We start from the raw sequence: 22027 nt of genomic DNA, 5'->3' as shown, positions 1-22027 counted from the left end.
CCTAGGCAGCCGCCTGTTTTCATCTGCGCCCGGGCCAGCCAGGGGGGGCACGCCCCCACTGCCGTGATGGTTGGGCCAGGCACTTAACGATGCAGGGATACCGCGATGCGGCTGCCTGCTTCTTTCCGTTAGCAGGGCAGCAAGACTCTAAAGAAAGCATGAGCGGCACGGAGAAAATCGGTCGCATTTTACCGGCCGGCAGCCAGCTCATCGGTTCCGCAATCGGAGTGCCGCTGGTTTCTTGTTGTTCTGAGGCTAGTTAGCGTCCGAGAGCCGCCATACGGCGTGCAAAGGCAGGTTCATGGTTTCGCCCACAGGACGGTAACCGGCCAATGGGTCGAACGCATGGCGGATCTTGCCGCCCTCGCGGCGGCTAGTGAGCAGAACCGGGCGGCCATTGACGTGTTCGCCGGAAACCGAGACCGGCAATGTTCCGGTTAACCATCCGCCATAGCTGACCGAACCGTTGCGGCCGCGGATGACGATCTCGAAATAGTCCAGCGCTGCCATGCGGAAAATCAGATCCGGAACACCTTCTGGACTGCTGCCAAGATGTTCGACCGTTATCTCGGCCCCGATCAGATTACGCACCGAGTAGCCCCAGCGGTGCATAAAATCTTCCACAACATCCAGGATGTCCTGCGTTCGCTCCTCAGGCCGCACAGCAGGTCCGAAGTCAGAGAAACTGCGTTCAAATTCCAGGTTTTCGCTCACACGCACTCCCTATGCTGCCCTCAGCAGGTCATAGCTGCCCTCGTCAGCGGGCAGTTTCCGGCAGATGCTAACACGCGTGGTCCGGCTTATCGGTAAAAGATGCTATTTAAATGTGTATTACTAAGCGTCACCCGGCGGCGGACATTGCCCGCATGGACCGCTGGGCCAGCGTCAGTCCGGCACACCGGCTTGCCGTAAGGCTGAGGCCCACTCCGGCCCGGCCGGGCTCATTGCGGCCGGGTTATCCCGCTGGAATTGCGACAGACAGAATTTCGGCGCCGCCTCAAGCAGTTTATGCACCGTGGTCCGCGCCTCGTCGTCCCGGCCAGACATTTGCAGCGCAATTGCCTTGGAACGCAGCGGTACCGGGAACGCGCCCTTGGCCGCCAACGAGCGGTCAGCCAGTTCGATCGCGCGGCCATAGTTGCGGGCCGAAAGATGCGCCAGCGCCGAAATCGCGTCGAAGTAGTAGCGCTGCGGACCCAGAGGTGTCAGCCTCCGGGCCGCGTCGGTCATCTCAACCGCTTCGTCCGGCATATCCTGATAGGCCAGCGTTGCCCCTTTCAGCAGCAGCGCCAGGGCTTCGTTCGGATTGTCGCGCAATGCCAGGTCATAGGCGTCCTGCGCCAGATCGAAGCGGAAGGTCAGGTGGCTGGAGATGAGCCCCTTGAGGGTGTGGGCAAGCGAAAATCCCGGAGCCCCTTCGATTGCCGCTTCCGCCATTCTGCTGGCGAGGCGGCTGTCCTCTTCGCGGTTTGGCGACAGCCCCTTTTCAACCCGCATCACATGCCAGAACCCCATCCAGGTCAGCGGCAGCGCATGTTTTGGCTCCCGCTCCAGCAGGTGGGACAGGATTTCATGCGCCCGCTGGAACTTTTTCACATCCATTTCCTGCATCAGGGAAATTGCGGCCATCAGCAGAACATGGCTTTCCAGCGCTTTCAGCGGCTTGAACCCGGCCAGCCGAACCGCCTCGCCCGCGGCGCTTTGGCCGATCTGAAGTGTGGCGTTGCGCAGCATAGAGCTGCGCCCCTCCGTCAGGCTGTTCTTGCTGCCTTCGAAGCTGCGCGACCAGATCACCTTTTCGCGGACCGCATCATGCAGGTCTATTTCGGCGCGGAACCGGTTGCCTTCGCTGGTGACCGTCCCCGACACCAGGAAATCGACCCCCGCAACGGAAGAAACTTCAGCAGGCCGCACCGTTTCCGGGTCGAACTGGCGCGAGGCCAGATAGGAGGTCACCGAAAACGCCCAGCTGCGGGAAAGGTGCCGCGACAGCTCTTCGGACATCAATGACCCAAGCGGTGCGTCCGCCTCGCCTGGCGACCGGTGGGCAAAGGGCAGCACTGCAATCGACGGCAGCAGCCTGTCCAGGATTACGCGCCCCGGAGTTGCTCCTGAATGAGACGAGGGCTGCGCGGAACTGCGGGCAAACTCCGCCCGGGCTTCCGTCAGCCAAGCCTTAAAGACGGATTCATGAGGCAGCTCAAAGCCCTCCATGAATTCTGCATTGCCATTGCAGCTGTCCAGCTCCACCCGGGACAGGTCCAGGATGACCCGTTCGCGGTTGGCAAACAGCAGCTTGGCCGCCTCCGGCCCCAAATGCCGCCGCAGGGTCGACAGCGCCGTGCGCAGGCTGGCCTTGGCCTGCTCCGGCTGCGCCAGGCACCAAAGTGTCTTTTCCAGAAAAGCCCGCGTCCGGATCCCTCCGTCGGCGGTGGACAGCAACGACATCAGAGCCTGGTGCTTGGCCCCTAGCTGTACGCTGGTTCCATCTGTGTCAAAAACGCCAAAAGCGCCAAACCGGCAAATCTTGAGAAAGACAGTCATCCGCCAACCCCACTATACGGTTGCTACATACTGGATTAAATCACCATCATATTGCATTGCTCGAAACTGTTTTGCAATTAAAGATTGTAAAATGCGGAAAATTCGGCTTGATGCCTCTGCCTGCACCCGGAACTTGAGTGCGCTCAACCTAGCATAGTTTACCTTGCGTTAACTTTCAACCGTTCTGCTGCGCAGCGGCCCGAACCGCTCAGGCGCCGTCCCGCACTGCTGTTCGCGCTGACAGGATGCAACTGCGGATACGCACGGAATGCGTGTAAACGCTTTCTGACAGATGGCTTCTTGGCGGTTTGCGGGGCGGCAAGCCCTCTTCGCCAGATCGGAAGCGCAACGACAGTGATGAATGCAATCGCAACGGACGCCTTACGGACTTGGGTCATCGCGCACCACATGCCTTCTCCACCAGGCTGCCTTCCGTGCCAGGCTGGCCTCATTCAGTGCAGCTTCAGCGAGGAGGGCGGAAACAGGTGGAACTCTGCACAATGCGGAGTAGAAGCCACATCAGCATGATCCGAAGAAAAACACTTCGAGGGAAGGGCACTAAGCTTCTGGGTGTGAATATCAACGAGATCAACTCAAACCTAGCAATACTGCTCATTGATCAGGCAAATACTCAGCAAAGAATAGCTCACATCGAAGAACGGCATCCTATCGTAGCGGCGCTGCTCCGTTACACCTGCGACTATGGCAGATCGATAAGCCGCCTCCTTCTCTGAGGACGCGCCACACTCAGTATCTGAGCAGACTATGAGCTTTCTTTGCTTGTGAATCGGCGTGCAAAATTGACCCACTTGGGTGGGTTATGAGCGAGTAAAATTGACCCACCTGTTTTCGTTAACATCCGCACAAAAAGTGCGGAGGAAAGAGCAGGTGTTACTGATGGAAAGCGTGTCGAAGATCCGACGATGGGTATTGGTTGAGGGACGCAGCATCCGGTCTGTTGCGCGGGCGACGGGATTATCGCGGAACACGATCAAGAAGTATCTGAAGGATGAGAGCCCGCCGAGCTACCAGCGCCAGGCCCCGCCGGTTCGGCACAAACTGTGCAACGGGTTTGATCTTCGGCTTCAGGAGCTGTTCGATCAGGACCAGAAGCGACCACGCCGGGAGCGGCGGACGGCCCAGAAGCTCTATGAGCAGCTCGTGGTGGAAGGCTACACCGGTTCCTATTCGCCAGTTCAGCGATTTGTCCGCGATCTGAGGCGGGCCGGTGCCGGTTCGGGCGAGGCCTTTATCCCGCTGCATTTTGCGGCAGGCGATGCGCTGCAATTTGACTGGAGCGAAGAACGGGTTGTCCTGGGCGGTATCGAGCAGAAGGTGAAGGTTGCCCATTTCCGCCTGTGCCACAGCCGCAAGCCCTTTGTCGTCGCCTATCCCGGCGAAGCCCAGGAGATGGTGCTGGATGCCTTTGCGCAGGCGCTGTCTTTCTATGGCGGGGTTCCACGCCGGGTGATCATCGACAACCCCAAGACCATGGTGACCTATGTCTCCCGCTCCAAGGACCGGATATTCCATCCCCGGTTCCTTGCCTTGATGAACCATTACGTTATGGAGCCGGTGGCCTGCACCCCGGCTGCGGGCTGGGAGAAGGGACAGGTCGAGAACCAGGTCCAGTTTTTGCGCGGCCGGTTGTTTGTGCCCAAACCTGCCTTTGATGATCTCGATGCGCTGAACGATTGGCTGCGCCTGCGCTGTGAAGAGCTGGCAAACCGGCCCCATCCCGAGCAATCGGATCGCACGATTGCAGAGCTGTTCGAAGACGAACGCGCCGAACTGCGCCCTCTGGGGCGAGCATTTGACGGATACGTGGAAAAGACCGTTCGTGTTCGCTCCACCTGCCTGGTTCAATATGCCAGCAATCGCTACAGCGTGCCGTCCCGGTTCGCGGGGCAACATGTGTCGCTGCGCGCCTATGCAGGCCGGATCGTGCTGGTGTCGGGCCAGGATGTCATCGCCGAGCACAAGCGTCGCTTCACCCGCAATGTCAGCTATTTTGAACCTTGGCACTACGTGCCGCTGCTGGATCGCAAGCCCGGCGCCCTGCGCGACGGCGCCCCCTTTGTGGACTGGCAACTGCCTGAGGCCATGCATCAGATCAGGGAGCACTACATGGCCGGCAAAGGCGGGGATCGGGAGTTCGTCGATCTGCTTCTGCTGGCCCAGGATCACGGGGTCGAGGTGGTCGAGACGGCTTGCGAACTGGCGGTGGAACAAAACACCCTGCGCCTGCCCGCCATCATCAACCTGATTAACCAGTTGGTGGAGCCGGTCATCACGCCGCTCAGCGACGCCTATACCTATCCGCAGCTGACCTTGCGGCCCGAGGCCGATTGCAAGCGCTATGAGACGCTGTGCTCGGCTGAGGAGGCTGCCGCATGAACGCCCTCATCGACCAACTGACCGCCCTGAGGCTGCACGGGATGGCAGCTTGCGCCCATGATTTGCTGTCCGCGCGCAAGCCACCAAGTCTGACCACAGCGATAAAGCAACTGATCGACGCTGAGACTGTAGAGCGGCGGGTGCGCTCCATCCAGTATCAAATGAGGATTGCGAAGTTCCCCCACCACAAGGACTTCGCCACCTTCGATTACAGCGCGGCCGCCGTCACCCAGCCCCAAATCGAGCCGTTCTGCTCAGGCCAATTCACAGAAGAGGCACATAATCTCATCCTGGTGGGCGGAACCGGCACCGGCAAAACCCACATCGCCATCGCGCTTGGAACCACCCTGATCAGCAACGGCAAGAAGGCGCGCTTCTTCAACGCCGTCGACCTGATCAACGCCCTGATCAAGGAACAGGCCGAGGGCAATGCCGGGAAGATCATCCGGCAGCTCTCGGCCCTGGACTGCGTCATCATCGACGAGCTGGGCTACATCCCGTTCCCCAAGTCCGGCGGCGCGTTGCTGTTCCATCTGATCAGCAAGCTCTATGAGAAGACCAGTGTCATCATCACGACGAACCTGGAGTTCGGCGAATGGGTCTCGGTCTTCGGTGACGCCAAGATGACAACCGCGCTTCTGGATCGCGTAACCCATCACTGCGCAATCATCGAGACAGGCAACACGTCATACCGGTTCGCACAGAGCAAGCGACGCAGAAAAACATAAACGTCGCGCAAGCAAAGCCCCCAGTCGGACTCGCTATATGAGGGCGGCCCGCCTGGGGCCTTTGCGCCACAAGGGGTGGGTCAAATTCAAACGCTGAAACCGGGTCAGTTTTGAACGCTCATTGACAGACTGGCCGAGGCGAGGACGAAAAACCCGTCGTTGGTCTGGCGGACGGTCCTTGCGGTGCTGTACGCAATTGACTGCGATCTGATCCGTGACGAATGCAGGGTGGGAATCGTGTCACACGCTTCATCCGGTTTGTCGATCCAGCGCCTTCGGGTGCGTCGGGCTGGAGCGCTTCGCGGCGTGCTCGCACCTGAACGAAGAAGCACCGCGTCGGTGTTTGCGGAACCGCTCGGCCTGCGGGAACTGGTGGCGAGCGCCAGGCGTCGCGCGATCGGGGACGAGGGCTACAATGCACGCACTGCTCATCTTGCCTTGGCAAAATCCGTCGGGCGTTTCGCTCTCGGGCTGCCTTGCGAACCCGAAATCGTCCGGCTTCGGAACGGAGACTGGCAGGCGGTAACCTTCAATGAGGGGGTAGCACCGCCGGTTGAGGTGCAAAACTCTCCGGCCAGTGGGCTCGAAGATTGTGACCAGATATTTCTTGAAACCATTACAGAAGGACATACCCGCTCTCGCATAGAACGTCTTCTTGTGGGGCTCGGTTTTGAAGGCGTGCATACTCTGCCGCCGGATGCTGTTGCTCGCGGCGCGCTCGTGGCTGCGCAGAGAATGGCCAATGGAGACCCTGTGTATTTCGATTTCCTTCCCCGAATTTCTACAATCGTTGTTGGGGAGGGGATTGCTCAAAACTTTGACCTGATTGACGAAAGTGAAACACTCGAAGCCGGGAGGGTTTATCGAAGCCCACGGCCAGCGAAACTCGCGATTCCGAAAGGTTTCGACGAGATATCCATTTACCTTCGCAAGGACGCTGCACCCCATCCCCGTAAAGCGTTCGTCAGCCTCGATACCGCGCTGGCACAAGACACACCGGTTTCAGTTTGGGTCGAGCAAAAGCCAGCGTCTGGCCGCGCCCGGATCGTGATGGAGGCTCCCACGCTTTCACGCAATTTCACTATCGACTGGGAAAAAGCGGAAGAAGACCAGCGCGAATGGACTAAGATAATTGCATCCTTCGATACGCCGCCACTGGCAATTCCCGATCGGCTCGTGCTGAAGTGCGGGATGCACCCTTGGCACGACTCTCCGCGTGCTCCAGGACTGTTTTCCTTGCTTGATGAGGTTCAGGAAGCTGGAATCTTTGACTGGAAAGTTTTGGCGCAGAAAGCAGCGGCCCGCCCGTTTCAAGAGTATTGCGTTTCGAGCGACGGGGATGTTCCCTCTGGTGTACCAGTTAGTGCCGTTAGCCAGCTGGATGTCACCACGCGCGCGGCCTTCGAGGCCACCAGTGCCCGGCTGAGGGAGGCTGGACCAAAGTCACGTGACAACTCGGCGCTACAGTTCCTTACCTGGCAATTCCGTCGCTGTCCTGCCGAAGTGAGCGAGTGGCTGACTGTGTGTATTGAAGACCATGCCGGCATGGTCGGAACGCACCCATTCACCTGGCATCAGAACAATTGGGTTCTGATCTATCAGGGGGTCGCCAGAACCGCGCAGGATACAGAGATTGAGGAGCGCGTGCTGCGCGCGATCCTGCGTCGGGATGCAGGGTCGTGGAACTATCGCGCGGAGAGCGCATGTGTTTCTCTCCTGTTATCCCGATCCGTAACTGCCCCCCTTCTTCTCACGCGAGAGGATGTCGAGATAATAGGTCGGCGTGCCATTTTGGAATTCAAAGAAGCTCTCGGCTCACCATACACCCGATTCAACTATGCACCGTTTCTTGTCGGCGGCCTAATTCGTTGGAGGTTGAAGGAACCTCGCGCACTTCTGGCAGGGCGCGACCCGCTCGCAGACAGCCTGGTCGCTGCCATAGCCAAGGCACATGAGGATTTATCAACAAGGAGACACGCGGACATTGCATTCAAGAAAAAGCGTGAGAAATACGTTCCTATACTTAAAGGCTTGCTGGAGTATCTTGAGGGTGAAAGCGGCAACCCCAATCTGCTTCTTGATATTTACGACGCATAGTCCTTGTTTGACTGAAGCAAATGATTTTGAAAGGTGGCAGGGGGGTAATACCCCCTTTATTTCGGGGGCTTGGTCGTAGAATTTACGAGGCCATCTTCAGTTTCTGTGCAGGTGTCATTCCGCTGTTGCCCATATTCGGGCGTTCATGGTTGTAGGACCAGAGCCACTCGGTGGCAATCTGTCGGACCTCTTCGATGCTTTCGAAAATGTATAAGTCCAGCCATTCGTGCCGGATTGTCCGGTTGTAGCGCTCGACATAGACGTTCTGCTGCGGTTTACCGGGCTGGATATATGCTAAGGCAATGCCCCGGTTCTCGACCCATTCCATGAGGGTGCCACTGACGTATTCCGGGCCGGAAATTCCCGACATAGGGATAGTGTCCCAGTTTGTTGTGCCGGTCATAATGCCCGCATCACGCCGTCCCACTGATCCCTCTGTTTTCACACCAGTAGACTACTGCAGCCCAGAGCGCTGCCCGTCTGAGGCGATCACGTTTTGTACCCATATGTCATCAGGTTCTCAACGGCTTGCCGGCGTTGCAGGGTTTGCGGCATGGAGAGCTCATACGCCGTACCGATACTGCGAAGTTGAACGGCCACATCCTGCGGTGTCCAGAACCTAACCTTCCCGGCGGGATTGGAGTGCGGTTCATTTTGCGCAATTTTGGCGTTCACCAGGATTTCACCTGTTTGCATCGATTTCACCCGAACAAGGCTCGCCGTTTCATCTTTCCCAAGTTCAACCTCGACCCGGGCAACCGGTTTGGCGATAAGATTGCAGTCCTCGATGACCGGGTGATCGTGTGCGTCCGAGAAAGCCACGGTTACTTTGAGGTCGAATTTTTCCAGCTCCGATTTCAGGGTGGAAACATTGCGCTTGGTGTAAAACTTATTGAGGGTGGTTCCTCCGGCATGACCGGCGATTGCCTGACGGCGGTTTTCGGGAACGCCGGCATCGTCAAGCGCGCTGCTCAGTGTTTTGCGTAGCGCATAGAAATCTTCACTCCAATCCGCAATGCCGAGGCGGCGGTACAGTGTTTTCAGCTGTTTCCCGAAATTCCCGGCAATGGCGGCGATGTCAGCGCCTCCAGCCGGAGAGGGAAACAGCAGGCGCTGGTCCACCGGCAGCGAATGGACCCACTCCACGAAGCCCAGATCGATCAGGAGCTGAGGAAGTGGCAGCGTTCTCATCGAGTCGCTGTTCTTAACCCGGTGTTCTGACGTGATTCCGATTGTCAGGCACAAAACGCCATTGTGTAAGATCAGATCTGTCTTTTTCAGCTGCAGAATTTCCAGGATCCGGGATCCCAGCGTCATAACCAGCAGTGGAACCCAGTATTTCGCATCCCGGATGATCATAGAGCCGGGCTGCCAGCGGCGCCCGATTGACGCGCATCCGGTATAGATCGGTGACATGAGCAAGGTTTTGAGCCGCTCCTGCGACCAGGCTTCCCGGTCTTTTGGTCTGTCCTTACGGACAAAAAGCGGATCCGACTTTTCATTGCTCTTTCCCTTGATGTGCTCCTTCATATCCGAGTGCGTCAGGAACCGGGTCTGGCCGGTATAGTCGAGATTTTTCTGGGCATTTCTGAAGATGCCGTGCAGGCGGTCGAGGTGATGGCCGACTGTTGTCATCGTGAGCCGGGGAATGAGGCGTTCGGCAAGGCGGGCCCGCATCTCAGGCAGGGACAGCGTTTCGTCTGCCTCGATTTCGGCGCGGACGCTGGTGTCATGCAGGTCGGCGCGTTCAACCTCTTCCCGCTTTGTGGGCTTCTCCCGGTCATGAACGAAGCGGTTATTGCCGTGTTTCTTCCCGTGAAGTGAGGGTATGCGCTGAATGAAAAACATGAGGTCCTTGACCTTGTCCGTCGTTATCGTGCTCAAGGGAATGTCCCCGAAGAATTCGAGAGCGATCTCGCCCGTGGCTGCAATTTTGCGCGCCATGTCCCTGGAGGTGGCATTATCAACGGCGCTTTCGATCGCGCCGGACAACATGATCTCACCTTTGATAAACTGGTCAAAATCCGCATTGTCTTCTTTCGAGAGCAGTTTTGCTGCAGCTACCCGTACATCTTCGCCATTGAGGGTCTTGATTTCGGCTTTATTGATCTGCCGTTGCAGGGAGGCGGCCCGGCGCCCGAGATCCGGTGAAACCGGCAGCGGGAGGGGCAGCGAGGTTTTTTCCCCGGCCGCGCACAGGGCAGGCTGCACGAGAGACCAGTCCTTGAACTTCATTGCGTCACGCAATGCCTGGTTCTCGGCCTTGAGGGCCGCAATTCTTTCATCGATTTCCTGATCGGACAGGGCTGTCTCTGAATTCTGCTCCTGCAGGATGCGATTTAGATCCTTTCGCAGTATTGCTTTCAGCAGAGCCTCTGCTTCACTCGGCGAAATCTCATTTTGTTTCAGGGCGTCCACGATTTCCGGTTCCTTCTGCTCGTAGACCGCGAGCAGGCTTCCGGCCCGCACCACGGCGTCGAGCGGGAACTCGGTTCGTAAAGATAGACGTAAAAACCGGTTTGATACGCCGCCAGAAATTTTTCGAGGCAGGCGCTTCATGAAATAAAACGTACGGCCGCGGCGCATGAGATAAGGGCCGGCGCGGGTGCGTCCCCGGGCGCGGTATCCAATTTTGGAACTGGAGGGGTGTATCCCACCCTGTATCCCATCGTCAGCGGACTGGGATACACGGCGAGTGCAAGGGAGCGATTTTCCCTTGTTTTCCTGAGCTTTCAGAGAAAGTTGGCTGGGGTGGTAGGATTCGAACCTACGGTACACGGTACCAAAAACCGCTGCCTTACCACTTGGCTACACCCCATCGGTGAGGCGCTGTCTAAAGTTTGTTGCGGGGGGGTGCAAGAGGGTTTTTGAAAAAAAATGCAGTTCCTTCTCCGTACCCCCGAAAAAATCTGCGAGCAGGTGGCGGAGTGCCTGCCCGGCTGGAGGGATGCGAAAGGAAAAGAGTAATGAATTTAAATAGTTGACCTATTCCCTCCGTACGCTCGCGAGCCGTTCCCGGGTGGATCCAAAGGCCTTGCTGCGGCTGGTTTAAATCGTTCGCAGCACGCAAAAAACGGCGGCCAGCCCAGTGAAGGCTGGCCGCAAGTGAAACCGTCTCAGGAACCCCAGATCGCCTGGTGCGCTTCCTCGCCGCTTTCAAAGATATGCGGCTGCACGCCACGGCTGGCGAGCTCGCCTTGCATCTTGAGGCGCATGAAGGCGCTGGTGGTGTAATGGGCGATCGAGGCTGAGTGCGCCTCCAGCGTCTGGCCGACCGAGACAGCGTAGTCGTCCTGCAGGTCTTCGGCGATGCGGAAGCCGTTCTGGTTCATCACCATCTTCACATCGCGGCCGCTCTTGGCGAAGGCCTCCTGCAGAACGCGGTCCAGATCCTCGATGTCGCGCTTCTTCTTCACGCTCCATCCTTCGAGGTTCAGGAACATTGTGTGGCGCGCGGCGTCATAGGTGACCCGCTCGGAGAGGTTGAGGTTGAGCAGGTCATCCAGCAGCCCCATCGGCTCATCCCGGAAAATGCGCGCGTCCATCTGGGCGACGTTTTCGATGATGGGCCTAAACTCCATCTGGTCGAGGATGTCGCGCTGCAGGTCGATACCGGGGGCGATCTCGATCAGCTCCAGCCCCTTGGGTGTCAGCTGCAGCACGCAGCGTTCGGTCACATAAAGCACCGGCTGCGAGCGCTGAGATGCGTACGGGCCGGAGAAGGTGATCTGCTCGATTAGGCGGACGAACTTCTTGTTGCGGCCCTCCTGAACGATACGCAGCTCGCCGTCCTCGACCGCAACTTTCAAGCCGCCTGCGGTGAAGGTTCCGGCAAAGACCACGGCGCGGGAGTTCTGGGAGATATTGATGAAGCCCCCGCAGCCATTCAGGCGGCCGCCGAAACGGGAGGCGTTGACGCTGCCCTCAGCATCGCATTCAGCCATGCCAAGGCAAGTGAGGTCGAGGCCGCCGCCGTCGTAGAAATCGAACATCTGGTTCTGGTCGATCACCGCATCGGCATTGGCCGAGGAGCCGAAGCTGGAGCCGCCCGCCAGCACGCCGCCCACCGCACCGGCCTCGGTGGTGAGGGTGATATACTGGGTGGCTTTCTCCTCGTTGGCCACCGCGGCCACACCATCGGGCGCCCCGACACCGAGATTCACGGCACCGTTGGGCGGCAGCTCAAAGGCGGCGCGGCGGGCGATGATCTTGCGCTGGTCCAGCGGCATTTTCGGGATGCCTTCGACGGGCACGCGGATTTCACCCGACAATGCCGGATTGTGCTGCACGCCATAGTTCATCCGGTGCATTTCCGGGTCATCTGCGACGCAGACGCAGTCCACCAAGAGGCCCGGAATTTTTACGTCCTTGGGCTTGATCGAGCCATCCTCGACGATGCGCTCCACCTGCGCGATGACTATCCCGCCGTTGTTATGGGCCGCCATCGCCTGGGCCAGGCAGTCCAGCGTCAGCGCCTCGCGTTCCATGCTGATGTTGCCGGAGCGGTCGGCGCTGGTGCCGCGGATGAAGGCGACGTCGATTTTGGTGGCCTTGTAGAACAGCCAGTCCTCGCCATCGACCTCGACGTGCTTGACGATGTCCTCCTCTGTCACCTTGTTGACCTTGCCGCCGCCGTGGCGCGGGTCGACGTAGGTGTGCAGGCCGACCTTGGAAAACAGTCCCGGCTGGCCTGCCGCGCAGGCGCGGTAGAGCTGCGAGATCACGCCCTGAGGCAGGTTGTAGCCGCAGATTTTATTCTCCTGCGCCGCCTGGGCCACCTTGGGCATCCGGCCGAAGTTGCCGGCAATCACCCGCCGCAACAGCCCGTCGTGGTGCAGCCGCCCGGTTCCCAGACCCTTGCTGTCGCCGGCGCCCGCACACATGATCAGGGTGAGGTCGCGGGGGGAACCCTGTTCCACGAACCGCTTTTCCAGAGCGGCATGCAGCATTTCCGGGATGCAGCTTTGCACAAAGCCGGTGGTGGTCACGACATCCCCGTCGCGGATCAGCGCCATTGCCTGTTCGGTGGTGGTTGTCTTGTCTTTCATGGCGGCGCGTCCTCCCCGATGCCGGTTGCCGTCCGTCCAGGAACTGCCTCCTAACGGCGGGATGATCGGGAATGTTAGGCGCGTGCGCCGACGGGCCTGTCCTTCGATTGCGTCAGCGGATCGAGGACTTACGACATCGCCCAGTCATGGCTTGCCGGAAGTTTCCGATCGGCTCCTGCAATTTCCGCGGCACATTCATTTTGCATACTGCCGCCGGCCGTTGGGCCTAGAAAAGGCTTGCCCCGGCCTCCAGCCAGTCGCGCAAGGTGATGCCTTCAAAGGTAACGGAGCAGCCGTCGCCGAATGCAAAATTCAGCCCGTCAGCTGTGTCCATCGCCTGCGCGGTCCACGTGTGCGGGCCAACGACTTTGGTCCTGTCTATGCCAAGTTCGAAGTCCGAAATTGTATCCGCACCTGTTTTCCGGGTGTTGAAGACAAAGCAATCGGCGCCTGCACCGCCAGTCAGGACGTCATCCCCTTTGCCGCCAGCCAAAGTATCGTTTCCCGTGCCGCCTTCCAGGGTGTCGCGGCCGGAACCGCCTTTGAGACGATCGTTATGGCCGCCACCGGACAGAAAATCGCTCGCGCTGCCGCCTTTCAGTGTGTCGGCACCGCCGCCCCCGTCAAGGCAATCGCTTCCCCGGTTGCCGCTCAGGCTGTCTCGGCCGCCGCCTCCTTGCAGGTCGTCGTCACCGGATTTGCCTGACAGGACATCCGCCCCTTTGCGGCCAAAGATGAAATCCTGCCCGGACCCGCCGCTCAGAATGTCATCGCTGGCAGTGCCTGCAATCCTGTCCATCGCGGCAAAGGCGTCCTTTTGCAGGTTCTGAACATCTGTGTTGCGCAGGATGACGTCTGACAGCGTGGTGTCCCAAAGCGCCGTCAGCTCCTCTGCCGGGATGCCTGCGCGGCCCTCGCTCCAAAACGGGTCGCCGTCGCGCAAGCGGGTGAATTGATCAACCATGACAACCGTAAAGGTTTCGCCCAGCAGCCCCTTGCCGAAAGCGTCTTCGGCAAGGCCGCCGATCCAGGCGTCCACCAGATCCGTGTCGCCATAGGCGTCTTTCAGCTTGGCGGCCAGCGCCGGATCGGAGGTAATGTCGGAGAAGCTTTCAGCGCGGGAAAGGCCCAGGGCCTCGCGCAGATCATTGTAGCCGGCCACTCCCAGGTCGCGGCCGCGCTGGATGTTCATCGCGGCCAGATCCAGCCCGCCTGCACCAGGCGGCCCGAACAGGAAAGAGCGCACGTCTTCAACCACCTTGGTGTCTATGGCCTCGGAGGTTTGGGTAGCGGCGCCGCGCAGGACATCCCCGATCATGCCCGATTGGCTGACCAGATCAGGCTGGAAGAATGCGTCGCGCAAGGCCAGCGGGTCCAGTTGAGTTCCGGTTTCAGTGACCCGCTGCAGGTTGGCCGACAGCAGGGTATGGCCCAGCCGGTAGACTGCGCCCGAAAACTCGACTGCAATCCCCGGGTTCACACTGGGGTCATAGCCCTGATAAGCGCCAAAGGCATCTTCGCCCAGCAAGACCGGCAGAAATTCCTTGTAGGTGATGGCTTGCACCAGCGCTTCGACCCGGGCGCGGGCAGCCTCAAACAGCTGCTCACCCGTCAGCGACGGGTCCCTTTCCGCCAGCTCCTCCACCAGGCGGTTGTGCTCGCGCGTGAACAGCGTGTGCATCGAGGTCAAGGCAACATTCTCTGCAGCGCGCACGTCGCCGGTCAGGAACCCGTCGCCTTCCAGGTGCAGATGGTCATTTGCGGTCATCTTCAGCTTGCCGCCGCCACCCCGCATGGCCGCGACCATGTCTTCGGTCGAGCCATAGATCATCGAAGCGTCGATACACGCGGTGATTTCATTGACGAATTCGCCGTCGTGCTGTTCCACCCGGGTGAATGGAATGATCGCTTCCCCGGTGCCGGACGGGTCGAAAAAAGGATCGCCCGCCGGAACTTCTATGTTCGCGTGAATGCCGCTTTCGTTTCCGGTTAAAGAAAGGTCGTGGTCCAGGAACTGGCCCCAGATCCACAGAAAATCTGATGCTCCGGCGGCATTGGCCGTCTCGCCGCCCTGTGCCGACAGAATGTTGGAAATCTCGCGTGCGTTCGGCCGGCCGGCGCCGGCCATCTCGCCATTCGGCCCCAGCGCGCTGGCGGCCAGCCTTAGCAGTTCGGTGCCGGTTGCACCCCAGTCAGGATGGTCTGGATTTGCGGACGTGCCATCGGAGGGCCGAGCGGCCCCAATCTGTAAACTGGACATGTGATCCCCCAATCACTCGTAAAAAACACTGTCACCGGAAATGCCATCGTGCGGCCTGAAAACGCCTGTGCGCCCCTTGCCGCCGAATGCCGAAATCCCCCGCAGATGCAGCTGAACCCGGGCTGCAGTTCTCAGGTAGTGCTTCACGAATTCGTGTCAAACCGTGTGCTTTTCGTGAAATTTGCGGAGGGCAGCGGAGATCGGGGGCGTCTGCCGGTTCAGCGCGCTTTCTTCAAGCCTGCCTGGCCTGCGGCGCGACGCTGCCGGCCTCACTGGTTCCGGTCCACTTGGCAATCTCATCCAGCAGTTGCGCCTTTCGGATGGGTTTGGACAGGAACCCAACCATGCCAGCCGCACGGCACGCGGCCTCATCAGTGCTTAGGACATTAGCGGTCAGTGCCAGAATAGGGCAGGGCGCGCGGTCGTTATCCCGTTCCCACGCCCGCAGCCGGCGGGTCGCCTCAAGCCCGTCCATCACCGGCATCGACATATCCATCAGCACCAGATCGAACGGCTGCGCGGCAAAAGTCTCGACTGCTTCCTGGCCGTTGCTGCAAATTGTCATCTGTATGCCGGACGGGCCAAGCATCTTTTTCAGAACCAGCTGATTGGTGCGGTTGTCTTCCGCCACCAGCAGCCGCAGGCTGCTGAGCCCCGCGGCCGTCCCGCCAGTTTCAGACCGCACCTCCGGTACAGCGTGCGCCGCTTCGGTCTGCAACGCCCTTTGCAGGGTCTGCAGCAGAACGCGGTTCCGGGCAGGTTTCATCAGCACGTGCAAGGTCTTGCACTTCTTGAGCGCCTGGTAGCCTGAGATAAGCCGGCTGCCCACGCAGAAGACAACCGGCAGCTCCCGGCAGCCGGGTAAGCTGTGAAGCCGCTGGCACAAGTTTCTGGCTTGCTCCAGCGGCACGCTGTTCTCCACCAGCACCAGATCCGGCTGCTGCTGGCGGGCGGCCAGCGCTTCCACCTGCTCCAGCAACTCCGCCGGGCCGGCCGGGACCATGGTGTCCGCGCCCCAATACGCCAGTTGCCGGAGCCGCACATCGCGGGAAAACGCCAGATCGGCAACCACCGCCACCCGCTTGCCAGCCAGCGGCCTGGCCGGCGCCGGGGCCGGGGCAGCAACCGGCAGGCTCAGACAGACCGTAAAGCAGGAACCTTTACCGGCCTCAGAGACCACGTCGATGCGCCCGCCCATAGCCTGGGCCAGACGGGATGAGATCGCCAAGCCTAGGCCGGTGCCCTCAAACCGCCGTGCGGTGGTGCTTTCCACTTGTTCAAAGGCGTGGAAGATCTGGCCGATGCTGTCTTCGGGAATGCCGACGCCCGTGTCGCGGACGTCGATGCACAACGGAATGGCGTGACTGAGGTCGTGATTCAGGGTGATGCTGATATGGCCTTTCAGGGTGAATTTGACGGCGTTGCCCACCAAATTCATCAGGATCTGCCGCACCCGGCCGCTGTCGCCAGTGAATAGGGCGGGCGTGTGCTCGGGTATGTCGATGCAGATCTCCACTCCCTTGGCGGTGGCGCTGGGCGACATCAGCGTGGCCACATCATAAATCACGTCGCGCAGGTTGAACGGCTGCTGCAGCATCTGCGCCTTGCCGGCTTCCAGCTTTGAAAAGTCCAAAATGTCATTGACGATGCGCAGCAGCGCTTCGGAGGAGGCCAGGATGGTGCCGGTGCAGGATTTCTGCTCGGGGGTGAGATGGGTCTCATTCAGCACTTCCGCCATCCCCAGCACGCCGTTGATCGGTGTCCGGATTTCGTGGCTCATAGTTGCCAGGAAACGGGACTTGGTCTCAGTAGCGGCTTCCGCGCGGGCCTTTTCCTGCTGCAGATGCTCGGCAATCCGCTTTTTCTCCTGCAGGCTCGTGTCCAGTGTGTCGAGCGCGGCAAAAACGGCGCCAATCTCGTCACCGGCTTTCGGCAGACCGGATTTTTCACCGCTGGCCAGCCGCTGCAGCTTGGCGGCAGCGGATTGGATCGCTGCTGAAATGGCATGCGCCTTGCGCATCGAAAAGATCAGCGCCGCGGCCATGATCAGCGCGGTTCCTATGAGCCCAAGCGCAAAGATCCGGGAGAGCGCCTGGTTGGCCGCGGCGACGGTCAGCTCCGCATGTGCTGCGGCAAGGTTTGTGACCATTGCAGCCTGCCGGGTGACGGCCTCGCTGCTCATCATCAGCGCGCTGAGGGTCGGGATATCCTGGGCTGGTTTGATGCTGAGAAGAACAACTGCCATCAGGCACCATTCGGCCAGCGCTTGGTTCAGCGCTTCGGCCTCGGCCCTGAGCGGCGCGGGCAAGGGCAGTTGCAGCAAGGCGCCAAGGTCGTCGTTGATTTCTTGAAGATGCTGTTGAAAATTGCCCGCCACCTCCTCCTGCGGGATCAGCCGGGTCATCGCCAGAACGTCCTGCGCATAGGTCTGGGCGGCCGTGATCCCGGTGCTGACGCTGCTGGTGCGGCGGGTGACTTCCAGCGAGGCCTCCATCACGGCGTCCTTGCGGCCTGAGGCATAGACCGCCATGCCGCCGACCAGCAGCACCGCGAACAACGCGGCCACCGTGATGACGAGAACCGGCAGGACAATGGATCTTTTGATGATCATGAACGAATGCCTTCAGCCGCGCGCATCAATTGGCCGGCAGGATCGGGGTTGGCACATTGGTTTCATTGTCCGTCAATGTCTCAAGAAAGGCGATGAGGTCGGCAATGTCGCCTTCGCTGGCGGCAAAGCCTTCGATACCGGTCTGCCGCGTGGTGCCGGCCGCGCCGCCATCGGCATAATGGCGGATGACCGCAGGCAGCGACGGCAGTGACCCGTCATGCATATAGGGCGCGCGAAGGACGATGTTCCGCAGCCCCGGGGTTTTGAAGCGAAAGTGCTTGTCGGGGTCTAACTCTGCCGCACTGCCGCTGCCCAGGTCCGAGTTGAGCAGTCCGATATCATGCATCTTGTTGTCGGTGAACATCCAGCCGGAATGGCAGGACACGCAATTCGCGCGGCCTGTGAACAGCGCAAAGCCGCGCTTGGCGGCCTCCGGTACCGCGGCGGCATTGCCGCTGACCCAGCGATCAAATCCGGCAACACCGCTGACGATAGTGCGCTGATAGGTGGCCAAGGCGGTGAGGATGGTTTCCTTGCGGATACCCCGGCCGGGAAACAGCCGCTCGAACCCGGTCTTGTATTCGGTCACCGCCGTCAGACGGGCAATAATATCCTCGAAATTCGCGTTCATTTCATCAGGGGCGGTGATCGGTCCGACAGCCTGTTCCTCCAGACTGGCCGCGCGCCCGTCCCAGAACAGCGGTGTGATCCACGCGGCATTCAGGATCGTGGGCGCATGGCGGTGCACGGGATTGTCGGAGGCGCCAATCGCCTTGGGAACAGGGGATTCCCAGCCGAAAGAGGGGTTGTGGCAGCTGGAGCAGCTGATGTTCTGTGCGCCGGACAGGCGCGGGTCGAAGAACAGCATCTTGCCGAGGGTGGCGATCCCGCGGTCATAAGGCGCGTTCTCGGGAAACGGCACGGTATCCGGACGCCGGAATGCATCGAGCCCGGCGGGTTGCGCCAGGCTCTGGACGGCCCAAAACAGCAGCGGCACCGCAGCGGCGGCAGCAGCTTTCCACTGCATTCAGGACCTCCTCTTTCAATCCCAATCTACCTACCCGGAATGGCAGCCTCTGAGAAGGCCGTTAATAATACATGACCTATGCAGGTTTCGTTGCGTCAGGGGAGGTTCCCTCAGGTCCGGCCTGCGGTCTTCCAGAGACTTTTTTCGGTCCAATGCGCCGGGCGACCAGCCAGGGCCCGGCTTTCAAGAGCATCAGCGCAAATCCTGCGGTCCAGAGCACCGCAGAGGCGGCGATCCCGTCCCAGCCTGCAGCGAGCTCTGCAGCGCCGGCAAGGCGCAGGGCAGCAGCACCCAGCAGCAGCATGAAGGCGGCGGTCAGGACCGGGCCTGCAACCAGCGGGCGGCCGCTGTGGCCCATGGTGGCGCGCATCATTACCGCCAGCGTCATGCCGCCAATGGCACCGATGCCCAAAATGTGTGCGGCGGCCGCCGGGTCCAGCAGGCCAAACGGCACGCCGCCCGCTGCGATCAGCCCCGCGGGCACCAGCGCATAGGCCAGGTGCAGCATCAGCAGCAGCGGCTCCGGCAGGGTCGCAAGGGCGCGCCAGCGCGCCAGCCGCACCGCATGCAGCAGGCCGGCTGCCAGCAGCAGCGCGCCGCTGGCAGGGGCCCAGGGCGCTGCGGTCCAAGCCAGCAGCGCCGCGGCGCCAAACACCAGCGCCACCGCGTCGAATTTCCCGAACGGCACCGGCATTTTCTCAGCCCCCTGTTTGGCCAGCCAGTTGCGGGTGAAGCTGGGGATGATCCGCCCGCCGATCAGCATGATCAGGAAGATCAGCACTGCAATTCCCAGACGGCGCGAGACATCCGCCGTGCCTTCGGTTATCGCCTCGATGTGATAGCAGGCGTTGGCAGTGCCCAGCAGCGTTACCGGCACCAGGACTTTGAGGTTGCGCCAGTTTTCACCGGCGATGATCTCCCGCGCGATCATGGCAATGACGGCGGCCAGAAAGGCGCAATCCACCGCCATGACCCCAAGTGCGGGCAGGCCCAGCCAGCCTGCCGCCGCCAGCCGTCCTGACAGCCACAATCCCGACAGCAGCGCCAGCGGCCAGCCGCGGGCAGGCATCCGCCCGGTCCAATTCGGCACCGCAGTGAACAGGAAGCCCGCAACCACGGCGGCGCCATAGCCGAAAATCATCTCGTGGATGTGCCAGTCGGTGGGCAGGAACGGACCTGAATACTCCAGATCGCCGCGCCAGATCAGCAACCAGGCAGGGATTGCCAGCAGGGCAAACAGGCAGGCGCCCAGAAAGAACGGCCTGAAGCCGAATGAAAACAAAACAGGTCCGGTGTATTCAGTTCGCGCAGCCATCACGGCCTCCTTGCGTCCGGTCAAAGTCAGGCGGGCGGCACTGGTCAGGTGCCGCCCGCCGGTCCGGCGCAAGGGACGCAATCTTTCGCCGAACCCCGTGGATCAGCTCCGGCGGGCAGGGAGGAGGGAGGCTCCCCCGGATCCGGGTTCCCGTTTTTCCCGCACGGTTGTTTCCTCTGCCGCCACTATGCGATAACGGCGGGGTGACCTCTTTGTCCTTCAGCAAACTTGCGGTGCATTCTTGTCCAAGCTCGACGAAAGCCTCCTGACCGGGCTGCCGCCCTTCAGCCTCCTGGAGCGCAGCCAGATCCGCGAAATCCTCGATCAGGCGTCGCCCAAGCGTTATGACGAGGGGGCGGAGATCTTTCACGAAGGCCATGATGCCGAGCGGTTCCACCTGCTGCTGGACGGCTACATCCGGGTGGTGAAGACCACCGAGGGCGGCGAGCAGATCATCGCGCTGCATATCTCGCCCGGCCAGCTGTTCGGGATTGCTCCGGCGCTGAACCGCGACACCTATCCGGCCACCGCCATCGCCGCCTCGGAATCGCTGGCGCTGTCCTGGCCGGTGCGTCTGTGGGGGGATTTCACCGCCAACTACCAGGGCTTTGCCACCGAGAGCTACAACACCCTGGGCCAGCGGCTGGGCGAGATGCAGACCCGGATCACCGAGCTGGCGACGCAAGCCGTTGAGCAGCGGGTGGCGGCGGCGCTTCTGCGGATGGTGACCCAGTCGGGCCGCAAAGTGGAGGAGGGGATCGAGATCGCCTTCCCGGTGACCCGCCGCAACATCTCCGAGATGACCGGCACCACGCTGCATACCGTCAGCCGGCTGTTGTCGGCCTGGGAGAAGGCCGGCGTGGTGAAATCCACCCGCAAGCACATCGTGGTGACCGCCCCGCATAGACTGGTGGTTCTGAGCGGGGCTCAGGGGTAGCACACCGCCGTTAGACGAGACTTTGCGCTGCGCGGGAGTTGGCGTTGCCCTGACACAAGACTATCTGTGGGTCTGATTTTGTCAGATCAGGATTGCGCGGCATGTCATCTCCCGAACCCGGCAGCAAGAAACTCCTGGAAAGCCGGTCGCTTGCAGTGGCGATGTGGGGCAACCTTTTCATGGCAGCGGCGGGCCTGGCCGCCGGCGTTCTGTCGAACTCCAACGCTATCATGATGGACGGCTTGTTCTCCCTGATCGGGTTCGGCTCGGCGCTGCTTGGGCGGCGCATCAGCCTGCGGGTCGATGCAGGCCCCGACAAGACGCGACCGTTCGGATACGCTGCGGACGAGGCGATCTTTTCCACCTTCCGGTCGCTGTCGCTTCTTGGGCTGGTGCTGTTTGCCATCACCAATGCGCTCAAGAGCATCTACAATTATCTCAACGGTCTGGTGCCCGAGCCGCTGAATTTCGCACCGATGATCATCTATTTCGCGGTGATCGGGCTGACTTGCACAATCCTGTGGGCGTTTCATCACTTCACCTGGCGCCGCACGGGCAAGACCAGCGCAATCCTGCGGCTGGAAGCGAAGGCGGCACTGTTCGACGGGCTGATCACGGCCGCGGCTGGCGTGGGCCTGGGGGCTATTTATTTGTTCCAGGATGGCCCGCTGGCACCGGTTGCACCTGTCGGCGATTCCGCCATCGTCCTGCTGCTGTGCCTTCTGGCCATCGGATCCTATGTTCGGGAATTCCGTGGCGGGCTGAAAGAGCTTGCCGGAGTAAGTGCCAGCCCCGGGCATCTCGCCAGCGCACGGCGGGCTTTGCGTGACGCTATTGCTGAAGACGGCGGGACTTTGCAGGACATGTCCGTCACCAAGCTGGGCCGCACGCTTCTGGTGACCGTCTACTACGATCCCGGACGAAGCGTGACCGCGGCGGAGGCAGACAGCCTGAACCTGCGCATGATCCGGGACGCGCGGTCAGCGCTGAATGGTGCCGATGTGCTCTTGATCATCACGGAACATCCACGGCGCTGGCCGGAAGCCCTGAACCCCTTCTGAAA

The 22027-nt window shown here is 60.7% G+C and carries 13 protein-coding genes, 1 tRNA gene and 1 pseudogene; 5 read left to right on the top strand and 10 right to left on the bottom strand.

The features are described from left to right. Positions 1 to 255: 255 nt before the first annotated feature. Both ACXAED_RS04060 and ACXAED_RS04055 read right to left on the bottom strand, forming a co-directional pair. Positions 256 to 714 carry a hypothetical protein gene (locus ACXAED_RS04060; protein WP_475047084.1) on the bottom strand — a complete coding sequence of 153 codons (459 nt, stop codon included), beginning with the start codon at positions 712 to 714 and terminating at the stop codon, positions 256 to 258. Between the two features lie 171 nt (positions 715 to 885). Next, positions 886 to 2544, bottom strand: a complete 1659-nt coding sequence (locus ACXAED_RS04055; protein ID WP_475047082.1) for a transcriptional regulator — start codon at positions 2542 to 2544, stop codon at positions 886 to 888. A gap of 897 nt (positions 2545 to 3441) precedes the next feature. On the opposite strand from ACXAED_RS04055, the gene istA reads away from it, so the two are divergent. The 3 genes from istA (at position 3442) to ACXAED_RS04040 (ending at position 7766) form a co-directional block, all read left to right on the top strand. Next, entirely contained in the window at positions 3442 to 4941 is a 1500-nt protein-coding gene (istA, locus tag ACXAED_RS04050) for an IS21 family transposase (RefSeq protein ID WP_475046390.1), read from the top strand. After that, complete coding sequence (gene istB, locus ACXAED_RS04045) at positions 4938 to 5669, top strand: IS21-like element helper ATPase IstB (RefSeq protein ID WP_027234437.1); 732 nt, start codon at positions 4938 to 4940, stop codon at positions 5667 to 5669. The genes istA and istB overlap by 4 nt, the downstream gene beginning before the upstream one ends. A 306-nt stretch (positions 5670 to 5975) precedes the next feature. Beyond that, positions 5976 to 7766, top strand: a complete 1791-nt coding sequence (locus ACXAED_RS04040; RefSeq protein ID WP_475047080.1) for a hypothetical protein — start codon at positions 5976 to 5978, stop codon at positions 7764 to 7766. An 82-nt stretch (positions 7767 to 7848) separates the two neighbouring features. Here the strand turns inward: ACXAED_RS04040 and ACXAED_RS04035 are convergent. The 8 genes and pseudogenes from ACXAED_RS04035 to ACXAED_RS04000 form a co-directional block, all read right to left on the bottom strand. Next, positions 7849 to 8124 (bottom strand): annotated as a pseudogene (locus ACXAED_RS04035) (integrase core domain-containing protein); the annotation flags it as partial. Between the two features lie 131 nt (positions 8125 to 8255). After that, the gene (locus ACXAED_RS04030; RefSeq protein ID WP_475047078.1) at positions 8256 to 10352 is read right to left on the bottom strand and encodes a site-specific integrase; all 2097 of its coding nucleotides are present in this window, start codon (positions 10350 to 10352) and stop codon (positions 8256 to 8258) included. Positions 10353 to 10509: 157 nt separating this feature from the next. After that, positions 10510 to 10584: transfer RNA gene (locus ACXAED_RS04025), tRNA-Gln, on the bottom strand. A gap of 298 nt (positions 10585 to 10882) precedes the next feature. Next, complete coding sequence (locus tag ACXAED_RS04020) at positions 10883 to 12814, bottom strand: acyl CoA:acetate/3-ketoacid CoA transferase (protein WP_475047076.1); 1932 nt, start codon at positions 12812 to 12814, stop codon at positions 10883 to 10885. Positions 12815 to 13040: 226 nt separating this feature from the next. Next, positions 13041 to 15074 carry a peroxidase family protein gene (locus ACXAED_RS04015; protein ID WP_475047074.1) on the bottom strand — a complete coding sequence of 678 codons (2034 nt, stop codon included), beginning with the start codon at positions 15072 to 15074 and terminating at the stop codon, positions 13041 to 13043. A gap of 232 nt (positions 15075 to 15306) precedes the next feature. After that, positions 15307 to 17685: a hybrid sensor histidine kinase/response regulator gene (locus ACXAED_RS04010; protein ID WP_475047072.1), complete on the bottom strand. Its 2379-nt coding sequence runs from the start codon at positions 17683 to 17685 to the stop codon at positions 15307 to 15309. Positions 17686 to 17710: 25 nt separating this feature from the next. Continuing rightward, a complete protein-coding gene (locus tag ACXAED_RS04005; protein WP_475047070.1) occupies positions 17711 to 18712 on the bottom strand; it encodes a cytochrome-c peroxidase in 1002 nt (333 codons plus the stop codon). A gap of 76 nt (positions 18713 to 18788) precedes the next feature. Next, positions 18789 to 20027, bottom strand: a complete 1239-nt coding sequence (locus ACXAED_RS04000; protein WP_475047068.1) for an NnrS family protein — start codon at positions 20025 to 20027, stop codon at positions 18789 to 18791. 241 nt (positions 20028 to 20268) lie between these two features. Here ACXAED_RS04000 and ACXAED_RS03995 point away from each other — a divergent pair, with 241 nt between their 5' ends. Continuing rightward, positions 20269 to 20964 (top strand): Crp/Fnr family transcriptional regulator, encoded by a 696-nt coding sequence (locus ACXAED_RS03995; RefSeq protein WP_475047066.1) that lies wholly within the window; start codon positions 20269 to 20271, stop codon positions 20962 to 20964. Positions 20965 to 21065: 101 nt separating this feature from the next. Then, positions 21066 to 22025: a cation efflux transmembrane domain-containing protein gene (locus tag ACXAED_RS03990; RefSeq protein ID WP_475047065.1), complete on the top strand. Its 960-nt coding sequence runs from the start codon at positions 21066 to 21068 to the stop codon at positions 22023 to 22025. Positions 22026 to 22027 lie beyond the last annotated feature (2 nt).

It is taken from the genome of Leisingera sp. ABM4_103 (assembly GCF_056158685.1).
This window is presented reverse-complemented; position numbering and strand designations above follow the sequence as displayed.